We start from the raw sequence: 19,253 nt of genomic DNA on the forward strand, positions 1-19,253 counted from the left end.
GGATGCTGGTTAAATGGATACATTATTTAACTCGTTTCATCCATTTTTCTTCATAATCGCGATAGGCTTAACGATAATGGCTTCATATACGGCATTAGATATGTTCAGGTTAATAAGAACATCTGATCAAAACAAACGGTTACTGTTTCTCGGCGGAACTTTTTCGATGGGGATGGGAATTTGGGTTACTAATTTTATGGGTCTGATTGTTACCAATGCCGGCTTATTTGCCAATTACTATATACCACTTGTGATATTATCCATTTTGATTGGTATTGCTTTTTCAGGAATGGCCTTTATGCCTTTTTTTGGGAGAAAGATTCGTTTTTATCACTTAATGATAGGCAGCTTATTTCTTACACTTGCTGTCATCGCTATCCACATTATCGGAAATTATGCTCTAAATGTGGAAATAGAATACCATGTGTTATTATTTATTGTTTCCAGTTTATTAATCTTCGCTTCTTTTTTGTTTTCTTTATGGATGTTATTTTCCTCAAAAAATTCCCAGGAAAATCAGACATGGTTAAAACCTGTTAGTGCTTTGATTATGTCCGGGACGATTGCCGAAGGTCATATATTATTGAGAAAATCATTGGTGATCATAACTGCAAATGATGTGACGAATGCAACGGTTGTGGACAGTCCTTTCTTTAATTATTTAGTCTTATTTGTTTCGGTTCTTATCATGGGCGGCCTAATTGTCTCAAGTACATTAATAAGCAAGCAGCTTGCTGCCTCCGACACCACTTTGCGGGATATTACAAAAGAAGTAAAGGATATTACGTTTGCCTTAAACCAATCATCGATCGTTGCGATTACGGATGAAAAGGGGAGGATTACTTCTGTAAATAATAAGTTTTGTGAAATCTCTAAGTACAGTGAGGAAGAATTATTGGGGCAGGACCACCGTATTCTGAACTCTGGCTATCATTCTAAAGAATTCTTTAAGGAACTTTGGAGAACGATTGGCCATGGGAAAGTTTGGTATGGTGAAATTTGTAATCGGGCTAAAGATGGAACACTTTATTGGGTGGATACAACCATCGTGCCCTTTTTAAATAAAAATGGAAAGCCGTATCAATATCTCTCGATCCGGACTGATATTACCGAGAGAAAAAAGCAAGAGGAAGTCCTCCATCGCCAAGATAAGCTTGCGGCTGTGGGGCAATTAGCAGCGGGAGTGGCCCATGAAATCCGAAATCCGCTGACATCTATGCGAGGATATGCTGAATTTTTGCAATTAGATGAAAAAGATCCGGAACGCCTGGAGTTCTTAAATATCATTCTTGATGAAATTGAACGAGTTAATACAATTGTTGAAGACTTTTTGGTCTTAGCCAAACCAAAGGCAGTTGAACTGGAAGAAAAAAATATTGTGCCTGTCATTAAAACTGTTATCTCCATGCAGGAATTTGAAGCAATAAAAAAGAATGTCCGACTGCACTTTGACTGTGAGCAAAAAAATATTCTAATAAATTGTGATGAAAATCGGTTAAAACAGGTATTTTTGAATTTTATTAAAAACGCGATTGAAGCGATGCCAAACGGCGGCGATCTCTATGTAAAAGCAATGATTCATGACAACAATGTGCAAATTTCCATTCAAGATACCGGTGTCGGAATTCCAAAGGAGCAATTGAAAAAATTGGGCGAGCCATTTTTCACAACCAAGAAGCAAGGACACGGGTTAGGACTAATGATGAGCTTTAAAATCATCGAAGGTCATCAGGGGAAGGTATTTGTCGAGAGCGAGCTGAACAAAGGAACTACCTTTAATATTCTATTGCCCGCTAAAAAAACCGCCTAAAACGAGAGATTGATTCTCCCATTTTTTTAGTTTTAAAAAAATAGACAAAATTTTAATAAAAATGAAGGCGATAGGAAATAGATTAATATTATAATATAGGTAAAAATGTAACAAGGGAGGTAATATTATGGGAGAACCTAACTTTGTCAAAACGATTTGCGGCTACTGCGGAACTGGCTGCGGATTAATTCTGGAAGTCCAGGACAATAAAATCATCAAGATCCGCGGTGATAAGGAAGCCCCGGTAAACAAAGGGCAGACATGTGTAAAAGGTGCCTTTGCCTATGAATATGTCCATGCCCAAAACCGGCTGACAACCCCGCTCATTAAAAAAGCAGGTAAGCTGGTGGAAACCACTTGGGAAGAAGCTTATCGCTTTATTGCCGATAACCTATCAAAAATAAAATCTGACTGGGGCCCCAATGCCATCAGCATGTTTGCTTGTGCAAGAAGCACAAATGAATCTAATTATGTTACCCAAAAATTTATGAGAGCCGTCATCGGCAGCAATAATATTGACGGCTGTAACCGAACGTGACATGCTCCCAGCGTTGCCGGTCTGGCAACTATCTTTGGAAGCGGTTTTCCGACCAATACACTTGAAGATTTTGAACGGGCTGAAGTTCTGCTGCTAATGGGTTCCAACACCACCGAAGCACATCCGATTATTGCCAATCGGATGAAAAAGGCAGCTAAATCCGGGCTAAAAATAATCGTGATTGATCCGCGAAGAATTGATATGGTCAAAGTGGCTCATCGTCACCTGCAAATTAATGTCGGGACTGATATTGCTTTGATCAATGCCTTTATCCGGGTGATATTGACCGAGGGACTATATGATGCAAAATTTATTGATCAAGTTACCATTGATTTTGAAAAGCTAGCGCGTCAGGTGGAACCATTTACCCCGGAATACGCAGCAGCGATTACCGGGGTGTCGGCTGAGGATATCGTAACAACAGCGAGAGAATACGCAACGTCGAGCGGTTCGATGATTGCCTATACACTGGGAATTACCGAGCATCATTGCGGTGTTAATAATGTTTTTGATATTGCTAATCTTGCGCTGCTAACTGGCAATATTGGCAAACCAGGAACCGGGATTATGCCGCTTCGGGGACAAAATAATGTCCAGGGTGCAGGAGATATGGGCTGCCTGCCTAACCAGCTTGCAGGGGCAATGAGTTTGGCCAATGACGAATTCCGTGCCCGCTATGAAAAAGAGTGGAATGTTACCCTTAATCCGATTGCAGGCGACACACAAACACGGACATTTGACCGAATTGAAATGGGTGATCTGAAGGCGTTATACATTATCGGCGAAAATCCCCTGCTCGCTGATGTGAATATGAATCATACGAAAACACTATTTGAAAAACTCGATTTATTAATAGTCCAGGATATTTTTTTAACGGAAACAGCAAAGCTGGCCGATGTTGTTCTTCCTGCCCGTTCGTGGGGTGAAGTAGATGGAACTTATACGAATACTGACAGGCGAATCCAACGGGTTCGAAAAGCAGTGAAACCTCATCCTAGCACGAAGGAGGATTGGGAAATCCTTTGTGAGCTTGCCACAATGATGGGTTATCCAATGCAGTATCAAAATAGTGAGGAAATTTGGAATGAAGTAAGAAAGCTTGCCTGGGAGATGTATGGCGGTATTTCTTATGAACGGCTTGATCGGGAATACAGCATCCATTATCCATGCCCGGATGAAAATCATCCTGGAACCTTCATCATGCACGAACGTTTTCATCAAGATAAAGAAACAAAGAAGGCACCGTTTGTACCGGTTGATTATACACCGCCAATGGAGTTGCCTGATGAGGAATTTCCATTTATCCTGACAACCGGAAGACGCTACGAATCATATAATACTCATACACAAACCCGGCATTATGCGACAGGTGTTAAGATTAAGCAAAAGGAAGAGACGGTTGATATTCATCCCGAAGATGCTGTTGCCTTAGGAATTGCAGACGGAGAAGTGGTTCAAGTACGCTCCCGCAGAGGTGAACTGCAGGTCAAAGCCAAGATTACCGAACAAGTAGTCCCTGGGTTAGTGTTCATGAGCTTCCATTGGCACGAAACGCCAACAAATGTGTTAACCCTAAATGAGTATGACCCGATTTCCGGTACCGCCGAATATAAAGCATGTGCCGTCACCATTGAACGGTTAGTCAATTAATGCTTCAAGAAGACGCAGTCAGTCACCAGACTGCGTCTTCTTTTTTAACTTTTTTCTATTTTATCACTTTTTACGTTTTCTTCCTTAAACATTCCTACGTAATGTTTCGTTGCGCCGGTTTCATCTTTATCGCCGTAATCGTTAACCATTCTTTATAAATATCATTGCTTTTACGTTTGTTCCAGATCTCACCTTCCCAAAATCCCTCATTTAATAAACTATCCCACATTCTTTCGTAAAAATCGTTCCCATGTTCACCTGACTGAAGGATACTAGGGGTTTTTCCTAGTACTTCTTCTGGGGGATATCCGGTAATTTTCGTGAAGGCTGGGTTCACTTTTTGGATGATCCCATTGGCATCGGTAAGGACAATTCCTTCTGCGGCGTGATCGACAATTTTTGAGGAAACTTCAAGTTTGTCTAGGTAATAAAGCCACACGACCAACACTAAGGTGGCAAGTGAAAATTCTGACAGTGACATGAATCCGATCGCATAATGACCGGTCCAATTAAACAGAATCGTTAAGATAATGGGTGGGAAGAAACCGCCAAGGCCACCCATTGCAGCAACAATTCCGTTAACAATACCCGCCTGTTTGGAAAAATAAAGCGGCACTAATTTGAAGACAGCACCATTTCCGATTCCAGCAAAAAACGCGACTAATAAACAGCCGAAAGAGTAAATCGGCAGCGATGGAGTAAACGATAACAGAAAGCCAGCAAACGTCAGGCTAAAAAAGACCCCCATCAAGATTAAAAATGGGTTAATTTTATCTCCGAGCCAGCCGCCGACCGGCCGAAAAATTGTTGCCAAGGCAATAAAACCAGCTGTTCGCAAACCTGCATCCACTTTACTTAATTCGAAATGATTCACTAAAAAAGAGGGCAAATAAATGGTAAAAGCAACGAAGGAACCAAAAGTAATAAAATAACATAAACTTAAAAACCAAAGCTTAGGGTTACGATAAACCTGCTTGAAACCAACGGAAAAAGAATTACTAACTTTGTCTTCTTTTCGATCACCAAAAACAAAATTAAGGATGGCAAAAATTAAAACGATAATTAAAAAAATCAGTACGGTTGTTCTCCAACCAAGTACATTGGCGAGGACCGGTGCTGAAAAAGATGTAATTGCTGTTCCAATGTTTCCTGCACCATATATTCCATTAATAAAACCGTGTTTTTCTTTCGGGTAATATTTTGGCAATGAGGTTACGCCAATCGAAAAGACCGCCCCGCCGATACCCAGGAGAAATCCACCTAATATCAACATGGAGATAGATTGGGCATAGCTAATCACGGCAATTGGGATCAGTAGGATGATAAAACTAATTGTAAATAATATTCGGGCACCGTAGCGGTTGGCCCAAAATCCAATTGGAACCCTTAGTAATGACCCCAAAATGACAGGCACTGCTGTCGCCCAGGCAATCTCTGTTGAGGTCAGTTGAATATCCTCTTTTATAAAGGGCATTAATGATGAAATTAACACCCAAACCATAAAACCTGCAATCAAGCTACTGGTTTGAATAATAAGTTGTTTTGCACCTTGATGCATTCTGAACCCCTCATTTCGTTCCCTATACTCAAAAATTTAAGAATTCTGCTTCATTCCTGAGAAAATAACAAGGTAAATCTGATGTCTTTCCCCAAACTTTTTTATAATCCAAAAATTTTCACTGATTCAATATATTCGACAACAATTTTCGAAAACGATTTGCATCTTTAGCATTACCGATTAGCGCATATAATAGTCCATATGATTGGTTAGTTTTTACATCAAGGGGAGAATGCGCCTAAATAAAATTTCAAAGGATCGGATAAATTAGGGGAAAGGAGTGAGAAAAATGCCAAGAGGAAAAGAATTAGAACAATTACCGATGGCAAATACTTTACCTGGGGCAGGAAAAGATGTCAGTAAATTTAACAGAGAAATACTTGGGACCATGGTTCAAAAGGAAAGGCCCCAGCCAAGTGAAATCGAAAAGGAAAATGAGGATATGGTTTAGGCAGGAATTCCTCCTGCCTATTTTTTAGCTTATTAGAAATTCAAATATGCCTCCTGAACCGTCCTTAAGGACTTGCCAGTCAGCAGTGCCATATAATGATTCGAAATGAAATCGGTTTCTACTATTATATAGTTCATTGACTATAAGGATATTCAATATGGTTTCCATTTATGGTGCCGCCCTCGTCATTGATCGTTAGATTATTTAAATACTGAGCTAATTCCAGCTCTAATTCCTTTGGTGCCCCTGGCTTTAAATGCCAATTTCCTGGTTCAGCAACAAAATATGGACTTTTTGTGAATTTTGGTTTCATTCTTGGCAAAAAAATCCCTCCTTTTTAAAAGAAACCGGTTTGTCTATAGCTTGGCTTTTACAAAGATTTTTATCCACGGCGATCAAAGATAAGGCTAAAATCATATTGCGGCGCCAATACACTCAGTGTATGATAAATAGAAATCATTCCTCACAGAATGTACGTAAGGGAAACTGAGAGTATAATTTTAGGCAAAAAATGAAACCAATTTGTGAATTATTCGTCTTATATTATTGAGATCAAAAATAGTCATGTCCATTAATAAACAATCATACAAATGAAATGGATATGTGACTACTAAAAATGTCCAAGCAATTGGAAGTTGTCGATGATTGCCGAAATTTAGAAAAAAGCAGAAAATTACCGCGAGAAATTAAACATTTAATGGAAGAATTTATGTTTTTCATTTTAGAGAAAATATGTTATAGTAATTGAGGTTCGTTTACCGAAGCTTTAATTTGGTAAGTGAGAGGAGAAGTAAAATGAATAAAATAAGACTACCTAAAAAATTCAACAATAGTCATATTACTTTTTTTGCTATTGCTGTTATTCTATTTTGGCTTAAATCGTACGTAGCATACCGAATCGAATTTAATCTGGGAATTGATAATAATCTACAGAAATTTTTACTATTGATTAACCCATTAAGTTCAGCACTTTTCTTTTTAGGGCTGGCTTTACTTTTTAAGAAGCATACGAAGCTTGTAATGATTATTATTGACTTCCTTTTATCATTTTTGTTGTACGCGAATATCACTTATTACCGTTTCTTTAATGATTTCATCACGGTTCCGGTTTTGTTGCAGACAAAGACAAATGCCGGTCAGCTTGGTGATAGCGCACTATCACTGATGCATCCACTAGATGTTCTATATTTTGCAGACTTCTTTATTTTAATTGCTTTAGCTTTAACGGTTTTCAAACATATTTCGGTAACGAACAGGAAACCTTTTAAAATTGTTTTGTTATTTGCCATTACGACATTTTTATTTAACTTAGGCTTGGCAGAAAAGGATCGTCCGCAGCTTTTAACACGTTCCTTCGACCGAAATTATCTTGTGAAATACCTTGGCGCCTACAACTTTACAATTTACGATGTGATTCAAAATATTAAGTCTTCCAGTCAACGCGCTTTGGCTGATTCTAGTGATATCACTGATGTAGAAAACTATCGAAAAGCAAATTATGCAGAGCCAAATCCGAAGTATTTTGGTAAAGCGAAAGGCATGAACGTCATTTTTATCTCAATGGAATCACTGCAGAATTTTATAATTAATTATAAGCTGCCGGATGGTCAAGAAGTGACGCCATTCCTGAATTCATTAACACATGATAAAAACACCTTCTATTTTAACAATTTTTATCATCAAACAGGGCAAGGGAAAACGTCAGATGCCGAGTTTTTAATGGAGAATTCGTTATATCCAATGGCTCAGGGAGCGGTATTTGTTAACAAAGCACAAAACACTTACCAAGCCACACCGGCCATTTTAAAAGGAAAAGGATATACTTCCGCAGTATTCCATGGCAACTATAAAACATTCTGGAACAGAAACGTCATTTATAAAGCATTTGGCTATGATCAGTTTTTCGATGCTGAATATTATAACATGACGGAAGAAAATACGAAGAACTATGGCTTAAAGGATAAACCATTTTTTAAAGAATCGATACCATTGTTAAAGAGCTTGAAGCAGCCGTTCTATACGAAATTTATCACATTGTCGAATCATTTCCCATTTGCAATGGACCCAGGTGACACTGATTTTCCAGCCGGTGATTATGGTGATACAGTGGTAAATCAATATTTCCAATCCGCTCATTATATGGACCAAGCCTTGGAGCAGTTCTTTAATGATTTAAAGGCGTCTGGTTTATATGATCATACCGTGATCGTAATGTATGGGGATCACTATGGTATTTCTGAAAATCATAATGATGCCATGGCCCAAGTATTGGGTGTAGACGAAATTACGCCAGCCATTAATGCAAAATTACAGCGTGTACCTTTATTTATTCACGTTCCTGGCGTTAAAGGCGGTATTCAGTCACAGGTCGGCGGAGAAGTAGACGTTCGTCCAACCGTGCTTCATTTATTAGGGATCGATACAAAGGATTACATGGAATTTGGCTCAGACTTATTATCTAAACAGCATCGCAATTGGGCATTATTCCGTAATGGCGACTTTGTAACTTCTGACGTAATTCAAGTAAAAGACAAGTGTTATGCAGCAAAGACAGAGGAGTTATTGGAAGATCCTCAACCATGTAAGGAGATATCCGATAATGTCAATACTGAACTGCAAATGTCCGATGAAGTGGTTTATAAAGACCTCCTTCGTTTCTATAAACCGGAAGGATACACACCAATAAACCCTAATGATTATGATTATTTAGGACCTAATGCAAAAGCAACTGAAAAAAATAATTAACTGTGAGAGAAGAACAATTCTTCTCTCTCTTTTTCATTTTGGCTGCACCATATCAAATATTTCTGTTACAATTGCTGCAATGTTAGTAAGATTAGAAGAGGTATGATTTTTATGCGAAACAAATTTCAGCTGTCATTTGGACTATTCATTTTATTTTTATCTATTTTTATCTCTGGCTGTTCAAGTACTGAAACGGCTCAAAAAGATGCAAATCACAACAAGGTTCCTGCTGTTAGCCAAAATGAAGAAAAAGCGGATCACACAAATGATACTGCTTCAGTAAATCATTCTTCAAAGTCTAGAGAGAGTAATAACAGACTGCTGCCAGGGGTAATTGTTAAGAATATTGATGGAGACACGGTTGAAGTGAAGATAAATGGACGGGTGGAAAAGATTAGAATGCTCTGTGTTGACACGCCCGAAACACATCATCCACGGCTAGGAGTTCAACCGTTTGGACCAGAAGCCTCAGCCTTTACAAAAAAGATCCTTGCTGTAGGAAAAAAGGTTGAAATTGAACCGGGAATTGGTGATGGTCGCGATAAATATGGACGGCTGCTTGCCTACATTTATGTAGACGGAAAAATGTTTAACGAAATGTTGCTGGAAAAGGGATTAGCCCGGGTAGCTTATATTTATGCACCTAATACCAAGTATGTCGACGAGTTCTATGCCATCCAAAGAAAAGCACAGAAAAAAGGTATCGGAATCTGGTCGATTGAAAATTACGCGCAGGAAGATGGTTATCATACTTCCGAATCCAGCAAAAACGAACATGCAGACACAACTTTTACAAATAATGGAACAAGCTTTCAAAATAACTCCGATGATGATCAAGAAAGGAATATAAAGTGTAAGGGGAAAATTAAAGGCAATGCCAATTCCCATATTTATCATGTTCCCGACGGAGCCTACTATGACTCCATTAAGGATAATATTGTGTGGTTTTGTTCCGAAAAGGCTGCACAAGCGGCAGGATACCGGAAATCAAAACGATAATTGCAGGAAATATGTAAAAGACAGAAAAGGCTGGATCATGAATACCCGGCCTTTTCTGTTTAGGGAGACAGCCAACAGGTACAACCTCATTGTCGGACTCCAGTTTAGGAGGGATGCTGGTCAGGTGTTATTGATGAACTTAGTAGAAGCCACCGTAGGAAGTACCTACAATAATCAACAGAATGAACAGAACAACAATCAACACAAATCCCATGTTTCCGCCACCATAGCTCATAATTCTCCACCTCCTTTTTATGATCTACTTCAAATTATGTAAAGGCATGTCCAAAGGTGTGGACAATCTACCCGCAGGCGAAACCATTTTTTGAAAATCTAAAAAAGATTTTCAAAAATGGGTGAAATTATTACGAAGTACTTTGAACTTTTTTAAATAAAAACCCTCATGTTCCTGTTTTAGGCTACGAACCCTTTAATAGAATGAAAGAATATCAGTTTTTCGGGGGGAAATCATGGAACCGTTGTTGATAGATATTGATACTCTTTTAGATGCAACCATTAACCTGACAGCAGATGGCAAAGGCTTCTCGATGGAGCAAATTGAGATAGATCGGCTGCTTGATTGCACCGAGGATTAATGAAAATTTTTCTTTACACCTTCTGAACAAACAGAAGGTTTTTTTAGCTTTAAAGCGCAAAAATATTTTTTCCATTTCTATTGCTTTTGGACTAAAAAAATACTAGAATAATTTCTAATATAAGAATTTTTTGAAATCTCTTTTTAATCAGTTTAGGAGGAAATAAATGATGAAGAAAACAGTAAAAGGCCTTTCAATCGCATTGGCAGGGCTGCTTTTGCTCGCAGGATGCGGCACTAAAGAATCTGCGGGAGATACAAAGCAGGGAGGGGCAGAAAAGGATAAAACCTTTAAAGTTGGCATTTCACAGTTTGCACCGCATCCTTCATTAGATGCCGCAACAAAAGGATTTCAAGACGCTTTAAAGGATAAAGGGCTTAAAGTCGATTTTAAGGTGCAAAATGCACAAGCTGACCAAAATAACACTCAATCGATAGCCAAGAATTTTGTAGGTGATAAAGTAGATTTAATTTTTGCCAATGCGACTCCGAGTGCCATTGCTGCTCTTAACGCGACCAAGGATATTCCGATTGTCTTTACTTCTGTAACGGATCCTGTCGGTGCCGGACTGGTTAAGGCATTTGATAAGCCAGGTGAAAATATCACCGGGACGACCGATAACCACCCTGAAGCAACCAAGAAGACCATCAGTTTTATTACAGATGAAGTGAAGGCTAAAAACGTTGGTGTTATTTATAATGCCGGTGAACAAAATTCCGTTGTTCAAGTAGACGAAGTGAAAAAATTGGTGAAAGAAAAGGGTGCAAAGCTTGTGGAAGTATCTGTATCGAATACTTCCGAAGTGAAGCAGGCTGCTGAATCGCTTGTCGGCCGTGTTGATGCCATTTACATTCCAACCGATAATACGGTTGTCACGGCGCTTGATGCTGTTATTGCGGTAGCGAATAACAAGAAGATTCCATTATTTGTTGGTGAATTGGATTCGATGAAAAAAGGCGCTGTAGCGGCAAGTGGATTTGAATATTATGATATTGGTTATCAATCAGGTGAAATGGCTGCAGATATCTTAACTGGCAAGAAAAAAACATCAGAAATTCCGGTTCAGTTGCCGAAAAGCTTAAAACTTGTCATTAATAAAAAAGCTGCAAAGGCACAAGGTTTAACTGTAAAAGAGGAATGGAAGAGTCTTGGCGAGTTCTATGACGGGAAATAATCAACCATCTTCAGGTCAGGAGCCAATCAAGGAACGATTGGCTCTTTGATTGCAGATTTTATTCTTTATCGCTTAGGCCAAAAGACTTAATGGAAAGGATGATCTCATTGTTTACAGCAATATTTGGATCATTTGAAGCGGGTATCATCTATGCGATTATGGCTCTGGGCGTCTATCTTTCCTTTCGAATTCTCGATTTTCCCGATTTAACGGTAGACGGCAGCTTTGTAACTGGAGGCGCGATTGCATCCGTCATGATTATGGGTGGCGTGAACCCTTATGTGGCAACAGTGGCAGCACTGTTTGCTGGATTTTTAGCCGGGTGTATGACTGGTTTGTTGCACACATTCGGAAAAATTAATAATTTATTATCCGGTATTTTAATGATGATCGCCCTTTATTCGATTAACTTACGAATAATGGGGCGTCCGAATATTTCGATGTTAAATACAGAAACGGCCTTTACAAAGGTTGAAGATCTGTTTGAAAAAACAGGCATTGATACTTTTTTGAATAATTTGCTGACAGCACTTGGATTAGGAGACAGCCTCCCAGAAACATGGGGAATTTTGATTATGATGATCATCGTGACATTCGTCATCAAAATTATTACCGATTGGTTTTTACAAACAGAAATTGGTCTTGCCATTCGAGCGACGGGTGATAATAAACGGATGATTCGCAGCTTCTCGGCGAATACCAATTTGCTGACGATATTAGGCCTTGGTCTTTCAAACGCTTTTGTTGCTTTTTCAGGTGCCTTGATTGCCCAGCAAGGAGGATTTGCGGATGTCGGTATGGGGATTGGCATGATTGTTATAGGTCTAGCCTCCGTTATCATCGGTGAAGCCCTTTTTGGCACCAAAACGATTGTTAGAACCACTCTTGCCGTAATTGGTGGTTCAATAATTTATCGCATAGTTGTCACAATGGCACTGAGAATTGAATTCCTCGATCCGGGAGATATGAAGCTTATTACTGCCATTATTGTTATCATTGCCTTAACGATGCCGAAAATTTTAGAGCGTTCAAGAGAGAAGAAGCGCAAAGCTCACAGAAAAGCTGAAAGGCCGGTCAGTTTTAACGTTGCTGCTGATGAGGAGGGGACTAAACATGCTGCAATTAAATCAGATTCATAAGATCTTTAATGAAGGGTCCCCTGATGAGAAAATTGCCATTGACGATATCAACCTTTCCCTCAAAGCAGGCGATTTCGTTACGGTCATTGGTAGTAATGGGGCCGGAAAGTCAACATTGATGAACATCATTTCCGGGGGCTTGTTCCCTGACGTTGGCGAGGTGTTCATCTCCGGTAAAAACGTGACTAATATGACGGAATATAAACGTTCAAAAATGATAGGCAGGGTCTTTCAGGATCCAATGGCGGGTACAGCTCCAAGCATGACGATCGAAGAGAATTTGGCGATGGCTTATTCCCGTAATAAGACACGCACTCTGAAAAGGGGTGTAACACATAAAAGGCGTGATTACTTCCGAGAGGTGCTGGAAACATTACACCTTGGATTGGAGAATCGTCTTAGCGCCAAGGTAGGGCTGTTATCAGGTGGGGAACGTCAAGCCCTCTCCTTGTTAATGGCAACCTTTACTGAGCCAGCTATTTTACTGCTTGATGAACATACAGCCGCCCTTGACCCATCCAGGGCCGAGCTGATAACAAACATAACGAAGGAAATAGTCGAACGCTACAAGCTGACAACATTAATGGTAACACATAATATGCAGCAGGCGATCGATCTTGGCAATCGCTTGATCATGATGGATAAAGGGCAGATTATCCTTGAAGTTGACGAGGAACAAAAGCAGCATCTCACCATAGAAGGCTTGTTGGAGGAATTTAAACGGATCCGCGGCAACCAAATGGTAAGTGACCGAGCGATTCTATCATAGAATTAATATCTGATGGTTGTTGTAATAAATTGATATTCATTTTTCTTGAGAAACATCCAAAATGCTGGATGTTTTTTTTTATAAATAGGCAGTTTTTTTTAGATTCCGGAGAAAAAATGTTAAGCTAAAGAAAATATTGCTGAATGAGGGGTGTAAATATGGAACTAGATGCGATTTGGTTAAGATTACAGCAGCACACTCCAACAATATTGGGAAGCCGCAATTTTTCCAAATATGCCGTCATGGTACCACTTATGAAAAAGGATGACGGAGTTCATGTTTTATTTGAAGTACGTTCGCTTCAATTAAGACGTCAGCCGGGTGAGATTTGTTTTCCGGGAGGAAGAATAGATCCTGAAGATGCTGATGAAAAAGCCGCTGCGATCCGTGAGACGAAGGAAGAATTAGGTATCGATACGAGTGATATATCGGAGGTATATCCTTTGGATTATATGGTTTCTCCGTTTGGAATGATGATTTATCCCTTTGTTGGATTGATCGAACAAGCGGAAAGGTTAAATTATAACCGCTCTGAGGTGGAGGAAATTTTCACAGTCCCGTTAACCTATTTTTTAAAACATCCTCCCGAAATACATCATGTTGAATTTAAAGCAACACCGGATATTGATTTTCCTTTTGAACTGCTTGTCGGCGGTAAAAACTATAAGTGGCGGTCGCGAGGGATTGATGAATATTTTTATGTATACAAAGGTCGAGCCATTTGGGGTTTAACCGCAAGGATACTAGCTCATTTTATTGAATTGGTGTCTGCTGGATAAAGACAAATGTCCACATCAGGCGGAAAAAAGTCTTGATTATTTTGCGAATTGTAATAAAATTAAAATTATATTTCTAAAACTTAGGAGAGGTAAATATGAAGGTCGTTAAGTTTGGTGGCTCGTCTTTAGCCTCAGGGGAACAATTGGAAAAGGTTTTCGATATTGTCGTTTCGGACCCTGAGCGAAAGGTGGTTGTCGTTTCGGCTCCAGGGAAGCGATATCCGGAAGATATAAAAGTAACAGATTTGTTAATAGAATGTGCAAAAAAATGCTTGGTGAATGAAGAGCCGAAAAAGCATTTCGATGCCTTGATTCAAAGATATGCAGCAATTGCGGCTGAACTGGCCCTTCCGGCTGAAATCATTAGTGAAATTAGCGATGATTTAACCACTAGGTTAAATGCAGATAAAAGCAATCCTGAGCGGTTCATCGATTTGCTGAAAGCTAGTGGGGAGGACAATAATGCAAAATTAGTTGCCGCTTTTTTCTGTAAAAAAGGACTGGAGGCTGCTTATGTTAACCCAAAAGAAGCTGGCCTTTTTGTTACCGCCGAACCAGGTAATGCTCAGGTCCTTCCTGAGGCCTATACGGAGCTGCATAAACTTCGCGAACGCTCCGAGATTCTCGTCTTCCCAGGTTTCTTTGGTTACAGCAAGGAAGGGGATGTATACACGTTCTCTCGAAGCGGTTCAGATATAACCGGGGCGATCCTAGCCAACGCCTTAAAAGCGGATTTATATGAAAACTTTACTGATGTTGATGCTGTTTTTTCAGTCAATCCGTCGATCATTGATCGACCTAAAGAAATTAAGGAACTTACCTTTCGGGAAATGCGGGAGCTTTCTTATGCCGGTTTCTCTGTACTCCATGATGAGGCTCTTGTTCCGGCATTTCGTGCTGGAATTCCGGTTCATATTAAAAATACCAATAACCCCCAGGCTCATGGAACAAGAATTGTTGCGGAACGGGACAATACGAATGGACCGGTTATTGGCATTGCCTCAGATTAGGGATTCTGCAGCATATATGTAAGCAAATACTTAATGAATCGAGAAATTGGCTTTGGACGGAAACTTTTAAGTATTTTAGAGGATTTTGGGTTATCATATGAACATACTCCTTCCGGTATCGATGACTTATCTGTCATTCTGCGAGAAAATCAGCTAGATGCCGAAAAGGAGAAAAAAATTATACATCGTATTAAAACGGAATTGCAGGCAGATGAAGTAATTTTTGAGCATAGCCTGGCTCTGATTATGGTTGTCGGCGAGGGAATGCGCCATAATATCGGGACAATGGCAAGAGCCTCGAAGGCATTAGCAAAGGCCAATGTTAATATTGAAATGATCAACCAAGGTTCGTCAGAAGTCAGCATGATGTTTGGTGTAAAAGAAGTCGATGAAATAAGAGCAGTGAAAGCCATATATGAAGAATTTTTTGCCGCCGTACCAGTATAGTGACGGCAATTAAATGGGCAGGGCTAAAATAAAAATTTAGCCCTGCTCTTTTCATTGTTCATTAGGAAGGTCTTTCATTTTCTGCAGCTTGAATCTTGTTCTAATCCCACTCCAGCAGGCAATTAGCAATCCTCCTCCGACATCAGCAATTAAATCCGTCATTGTGTCTTTATTGCCGCCGCCCTGTAAGTCCATGCCCAAAAACTGATCACAGCTAAATTCATAGATTTCCCATAGAACACCGCCAAGTGAGGCGAACGAAAGGGTAAACCAAAACACAAACCAAGGGGAAATGGCATTCCCTGCGTTTCGGTGAATCATTCTTTCATATAAAGCAATTCCGGTAAAGGCAATAATCCCCCCACTGATAAAATGGACAAATGTATCCCACCAGCCTAGACCGTACCAGCCGCGGATGGAGCCTAGATATTGCGAGCCGACTAAAAAGATTAAATAGGAAATGACAATCGGCAAGTTAAACTGCAGTTTAGTAAACAGAGCCAGCAATAGCGGAATGGCCCCGCAAGCTATTCCGCCGATAGCCACAGTCGCTTTAAATGAGGCCCCTTGACTAAAGTAATAAACTGCTAAAATAGCCATGAAAATGACATAAGCAGAACTTAAGATGATGACAACTTTTCGATTCATAAATTCATCCTCCTACACGTGCTTTTTTCTATATAAGGAGTACAGGCTGACAAGCAGTCCACCGGCAGAACCCCATAATAAATCAAGCATCGTATCTTGATTTCTCCCTCTTTGCATCGTATGCGTAAATGTTAAATCACCGACAAATTCATAAATTTCCCAAACAACACTGGCCAAAACCCCAAGTGAGAGGACAAAAAGAAATAGGATCCACACCGATACATCTCTTCGAACCCTTGCCGGTATCAACCGTTTAAACAGGGCAATTCCGACAAAACCAATATAGACACCTTTGTAGAAGTGCAAGGTCGAATCCCACCATTTATGATGGAGATAAAAGCTAGAAATCGAACCAAGAAATAATGAACAAAAGAGAAACAGATAATAGCCGAGAATAATCGGTATATTAAATGGATTGTCCTTTAGTTTTAGCAGCAGAAGTGGTAAAGCGCTCGCTAAAATACCACCAAGGGCAACCTGCCACCGGGACGAATCATTCTTAATCAAATAATAGGCAAATAACGAGGCCATAAAGCAGATAAAAAGGATACTTAACCAAATAATCATTTTCCGTTTCATAAAGCACCTCGGTTGAAGGAGTATACTCTCAAGTATGTCCAAAATGATTTAAATCTAATGGTTTTACAACAAGTAAGCAAAAACAGTATATTGTTATTATATATAATAATCGATAGAATTGTTTTTTTGAATGAAACCTTGGAGGAAGCTATGGAAAGGACGCAAATACCAATTTATGAGCGAATTGCGATTGATTTAGCAAATCGGATTTACGATGGGAAATTAAAAGTGGGAGAAAAAATTCATGGCAGATCGACTTTAGCCAGCGAATACAAGGTATCTCCTGAAACGGTACGGCGGGCCATCAAGATATTAGAGGATGTTGAAATTGTTCATTCCACAAAGGGCAGCGGGATCGTGATTGCTTCAAAGGAAAAGGCATTCAAATATATCTCACGTTTTTCCCACTTAGCAAGCATGAAAGAGCTGGAAAAGCGAATGAATTCACTTATTGCTCAAAGAACCATGCTGGATGAACAGTTATACGAAACATTGCGAAAAATCATCGATTATTCTGGAAGGCTGCGTCATACAAACCCATTAACACCGATTGAAGTCGACATATTTCCGGACTGCCGCTATATTGGGAAGTCCATCTCCGAATTGAAATTTTGGCAGAACACCGGAGGAACGGTAATCGGGATAAAACGGAATGGAGAGTTAATTATTTCACCAGGACCTTATGCTTCAATTCTGGAAAATGATGTTCTGCTTGTGGTCGGTGATGAAAGAACATACGACCGGGTAGTACACTTTTTAAAAGGGGAGTAATAAGAAACCTGCTTTTATGTGAAAGCAGGTTTCTGTATTTATTAATCAATTAAACCCTCAGCTTGTAAAAACTCCTTTGCGACTTTCGCTGGGGATTGCTTTAGACTGTCAACTCGATAATTCAGCTCACGCATTTTATCTTCCGTCAGCTTTCCAGCAAGGGAGTTAAGTACCTTCTTCAGTTCCGGATGTTCTTGCAATGTCTTTTCTTTTATTATTGGAACCGCATAATAAGGGGGAAGAAGTGTTTATCATCCTTTAACAGCTTTAAGTCAAAGGCCTTAATTAAGCCGTCAGTGGAGAAAGCATCAATGACATCACTTTTATGATGATCCAATGCCGTGTAGCGTAATCCGCCATCCACCGCTTTTACATCTTTAAAATTCATTTGATAGGTCTTGGTAAGACCTTTTAAACCATCATCTCGTGTCGAAAATTCAATGGTCGGACCGAGGATAAGCTGGTCACTGACTTTCGCTAAATCAGATACCGTAGCAAGTCTGTATTTTTGGGCGGTGTCCTGGCGAACCGCCATGGCATACGTGTTATTGAACCCAAGCGGTTTTAACCATTTAATCCCGTATTTTTGCTGAAATTGCTTACTTACATAATCATACACCTTTTCAGGGTTATTCATTGTGTTCTGATTTAAGATACTAACGTATGCGGTGCCTGTATATTCAACATACGCATCAATATCACCTTTATTAATCGCACTGAAGGTCACTTGGGAGCCGCCAAGGTTTAATTTTCTTTCAACTTGTAAATCAGTTTTATCTTCAATTAAATCGGCAACGATATTTCCTAAGATGATTTGCTCATTATAGTTTTTGGAGCCGATGACAATTTTGTCTTCTGCCTTTGCTTTTGAAAAAAGTGTGATGCACCCGGCAGCAATAAGGATTATCGCTGCAAATGAAATAATTAATTTCTTCGTTGTCTTGCCGGTAGCAGCTGACTTCTGCTTCCCTGTAGGAGAAAGAGAGGCTTCAAGCCTGCCGACGACAAAGTCAATTAATAAGGCAAGCAGACAGGCAGGAATGGCACCAGCCAAGATCATCGCATTATCCACGGATTGGACCCCGGAAAAGACTAAATAACCGAGACCGCCCGCACCGACAAATGCAGCAATGGTCATCAAACCAACGGCCGTAACGGCTGAAATTCGAATGCCTGCCATAATCATTGGCAAAGCCAGTGGAAGCTGAACCTTTCTCATCGTTTGACTTTTAGTCAGCCCGATTCCTCTGGCAGCTTCCAGAATATCCCGATCAATATTCGTAAGCCCGGTATAAGTATTTTTTACAATCGGAAGCAGTGAATAAAGAACAACCATGATAATTGCTGGTGTACTGCCAATCCCAATGAAAGGAATGAGGAACCCGAGCAAGGCCAAACTTGGGATCGCCTGAATCACATTGGTTGTCCCAATAATCGGTTTTGCCAATCTTTGTTCCCTGGAAATTAAAATTCCAAGTGGAATCCCGACTACTGTAGCGATCAGAGACAGCAATAACACTCAAATAGATATGCTGTCCGATTAAGTTTAGAATTTGTTCATAATTTGATGTTACATAGTTCCATAAATCT

Annotated in this window: 15 protein-coding genes and 4 pseudogenes; 13 read left to right on the forward strand and 6 right to left on the reverse strand. The window is 39.8% G+C overall.

From position 1 onward, the window contains the following. The first annotated feature begins 13 nt into the window (after positions 1 to 13). The 3 genes and pseudogenes from RCG24_RS03835 (at position 14) to fdhF (ending at position 3,998) form a co-directional block, all read left to right on the forward strand. Positions 14 to 1,810 (forward strand): ATP-binding protein, encoded by a 1,797-nt coding sequence (locus RCG24_RS03835; protein ID WP_202655185.1) that lies wholly within the window; start codon positions 14 to 16, stop codon positions 1,808 to 1,810. Between the two features lie 127 nt (positions 1,811 to 1,937). Then, positions 1,938 to 2,096 (forward strand): annotated as a pseudogene (locus RCG24_RS21250) (hypothetical protein); the annotation flags it as partial. Positions 2,097 to 2,120: 24 nt separating this feature from the next. After that, on the forward strand, positions 2,121 to 3,998 hold the full coding sequence (gene fdhF, locus RCG24_RS21255) for a formate dehydrogenase subunit alpha (RefSeq protein WP_374049146.1): 1,878 nt from the start codon (positions 2,121 to 2,123) through the stop codon (positions 3,996 to 3,998). Positions 3,999 to 4,042: 44 nt separating this feature from the next. On the opposite strand, the pseudogene RCG24_RS03850 reads toward fdhF, so the two are convergent. Further along, a pseudogene (locus tag RCG24_RS03850) lies at positions 4,043 to 5,556 on the reverse strand (MFS transporter). A gap of 289 nt (positions 5,557 to 5,845) precedes the next feature. Between RCG24_RS03850 and RCG24_RS03855 the strand changes: the two are divergent. Then, complete coding sequence (locus RCG24_RS03855; protein ID WP_202655199.1) at positions 5,846 to 6,007, forward strand: hypothetical protein; 162 nt, start codon at positions 5,846 to 5,848, stop codon at positions 6,005 to 6,007. Positions 6,008 to 6,140: 133 nt separating this feature from the next. Here RCG24_RS03855 and RCG24_RS03860 read toward each other — a convergent pair whose 3' ends face one another. Then, positions 6,141 to 6,320 carry a hypothetical protein gene (locus tag RCG24_RS03860; RefSeq protein WP_235888189.1) on the reverse strand — a complete coding sequence of 60 codons (180 nt, stop codon included), beginning with the start codon at positions 6,318 to 6,320 and terminating at the stop codon, positions 6,141 to 6,143. 482 nt (positions 6,321 to 6,802) lie between these two features. On the opposite strand from RCG24_RS03860, the gene RCG24_RS03865 reads away from it, so the two are divergent. Both RCG24_RS03865 and RCG24_RS03870 read left to right on the forward strand, forming a co-directional pair. Then, positions 6,803 to 8,752: a lipoteichoic acid synthase gene (locus RCG24_RS03865; protein WP_308078335.1), complete on the forward strand. Its 1,950-nt coding sequence runs from the start codon at positions 6,803 to 6,805 to the stop codon at positions 8,750 to 8,752. A 111-nt stretch (positions 8,753 to 8,863) separates the two neighbouring features. Beyond that, positions 8,864 to 9,751, forward strand: coding sequence for a thermonuclease family protein (locus RCG24_RS03870; protein WP_308078336.1), 888 nt, complete (start codon positions 8,864 to 8,866; stop codon positions 9,749 to 9,751). Between the two features lie 139 nt (positions 9,752 to 9,890). On the opposite strand, the gene RCG24_RS03875 is transcribed toward RCG24_RS03870, so the two are convergent. Continuing rightward, a complete protein-coding gene (locus tag RCG24_RS03875; RefSeq protein WP_374049121.1) occupies positions 9,891 to 9,986 on the reverse strand; it encodes a YjcZ family sporulation protein in 96 nt (31 codons plus the stop codon). 235 nt (positions 9,987 to 10,221) lie between these two features. Here RCG24_RS03875 and RCG24_RS03880 point away from each other — a divergent pair, with 235 nt between their 5' ends. From RCG24_RS03880 to RCG24_RS03905, 6 genes and pseudogenes are all read left to right on the forward strand, one after another. Continuing rightward, positions 10,222 to 10,347: a hypothetical protein gene (locus tag RCG24_RS03880; protein WP_308078337.1), complete on the forward strand. Its 126-nt coding sequence runs from the start codon at positions 10,222 to 10,224 to the stop codon at positions 10,345 to 10,347. A gap of 169 nt (positions 10,348 to 10,516) precedes the next feature. Further along, complete coding sequence (locus tag RCG24_RS03885) at positions 10,517 to 11,521, forward strand: ABC transporter substrate-binding protein (RefSeq protein WP_202655233.1); 1,005 nt, start codon at positions 10,517 to 10,519, stop codon at positions 11,519 to 11,521. Positions 11,522 to 11,628: 107 nt separating this feature from the next. Then, positions 11,629 to 12,660 carry an ABC transporter permease gene (locus RCG24_RS03890; protein ID WP_202655203.1) on the forward strand — a complete coding sequence of 344 codons (1,032 nt, stop codon included), beginning with the start codon at positions 11,629 to 11,631 and terminating at the stop codon, positions 12,658 to 12,660. Continuing rightward, positions 12,635 to 13,429, forward strand: coding sequence for an ABC transporter ATP-binding protein (locus RCG24_RS03895; RefSeq protein WP_202655204.1), 795 nt, complete (start codon positions 12,635 to 12,637; stop codon positions 13,427 to 13,429). The genes RCG24_RS03890 and RCG24_RS03895 overlap by 26 nt, the downstream gene beginning before the upstream one ends. Before the next feature lie 158 nt (positions 13,430 to 13,587). Then, positions 13,588 to 14,208: an NUDIX hydrolase gene (locus RCG24_RS03900; RefSeq protein WP_308078338.1), complete on the forward strand. Its 621-nt coding sequence runs from the start codon at positions 13,588 to 13,590 to the stop codon at positions 14,206 to 14,208. Between the two features lie 95 nt (positions 14,209 to 14,303). After that, a pseudogene (locus tag RCG24_RS03905) lies at positions 14,304 to 15,665 on the forward strand (aspartate kinase). A gap of 51 nt (positions 15,666 to 15,716) precedes the next feature. On the opposite strand, the gene RCG24_RS03910 reads toward RCG24_RS03905, so the two are convergent. After that, positions 15,717 to 16,313: a DUF2238 domain-containing protein gene (locus RCG24_RS03910; RefSeq protein WP_202655207.1), complete on the reverse strand. Its 597-nt coding sequence runs from the start codon at positions 16,311 to 16,313 to the stop codon at positions 15,717 to 15,719. 12 nt (positions 16,314 to 16,325) lie between these two features. Continuing rightward, entirely contained in the window at positions 16,326 to 16,892 is a 567-nt protein-coding gene (locus RCG24_RS03915) for a DUF2238 domain-containing protein (RefSeq protein WP_308078339.1), read from the reverse strand. A gap of 150 nt (positions 16,893 to 17,042) precedes the next feature. Between RCG24_RS03915 and RCG24_RS03920 the strand changes: the two genes are divergently transcribed. Then, positions 17,043 to 17,663, forward strand: a complete 621-nt coding sequence (locus tag RCG24_RS03920) for a GntR family transcriptional regulator (RefSeq protein ID WP_202655209.1) — start codon at positions 17,043 to 17,045, stop codon at positions 17,661 to 17,663. Between the two features lie 41 nt (positions 17,664 to 17,704). On the opposite strand, the pseudogene RCG24_RS03930 reads toward RCG24_RS03920, so the two are convergent. Continuing rightward, positions 17,705 to 19,182 (reverse strand): annotated as a pseudogene (locus tag RCG24_RS03930) (glycine betaine ABC transporter substrate-binding protein). Positions 19,183 to 19,253: the final 71 nt, after the last annotated feature.

It is taken from the genome of Neobacillus sp. OS1-32 (assembly GCF_030915425.1).
GTDB classification, from domain to species: domain Bacteria; phylum Bacillota; class Bacilli; order Bacillales; family Cytobacillaceae; genus Neobacillus; species Neobacillus paridis.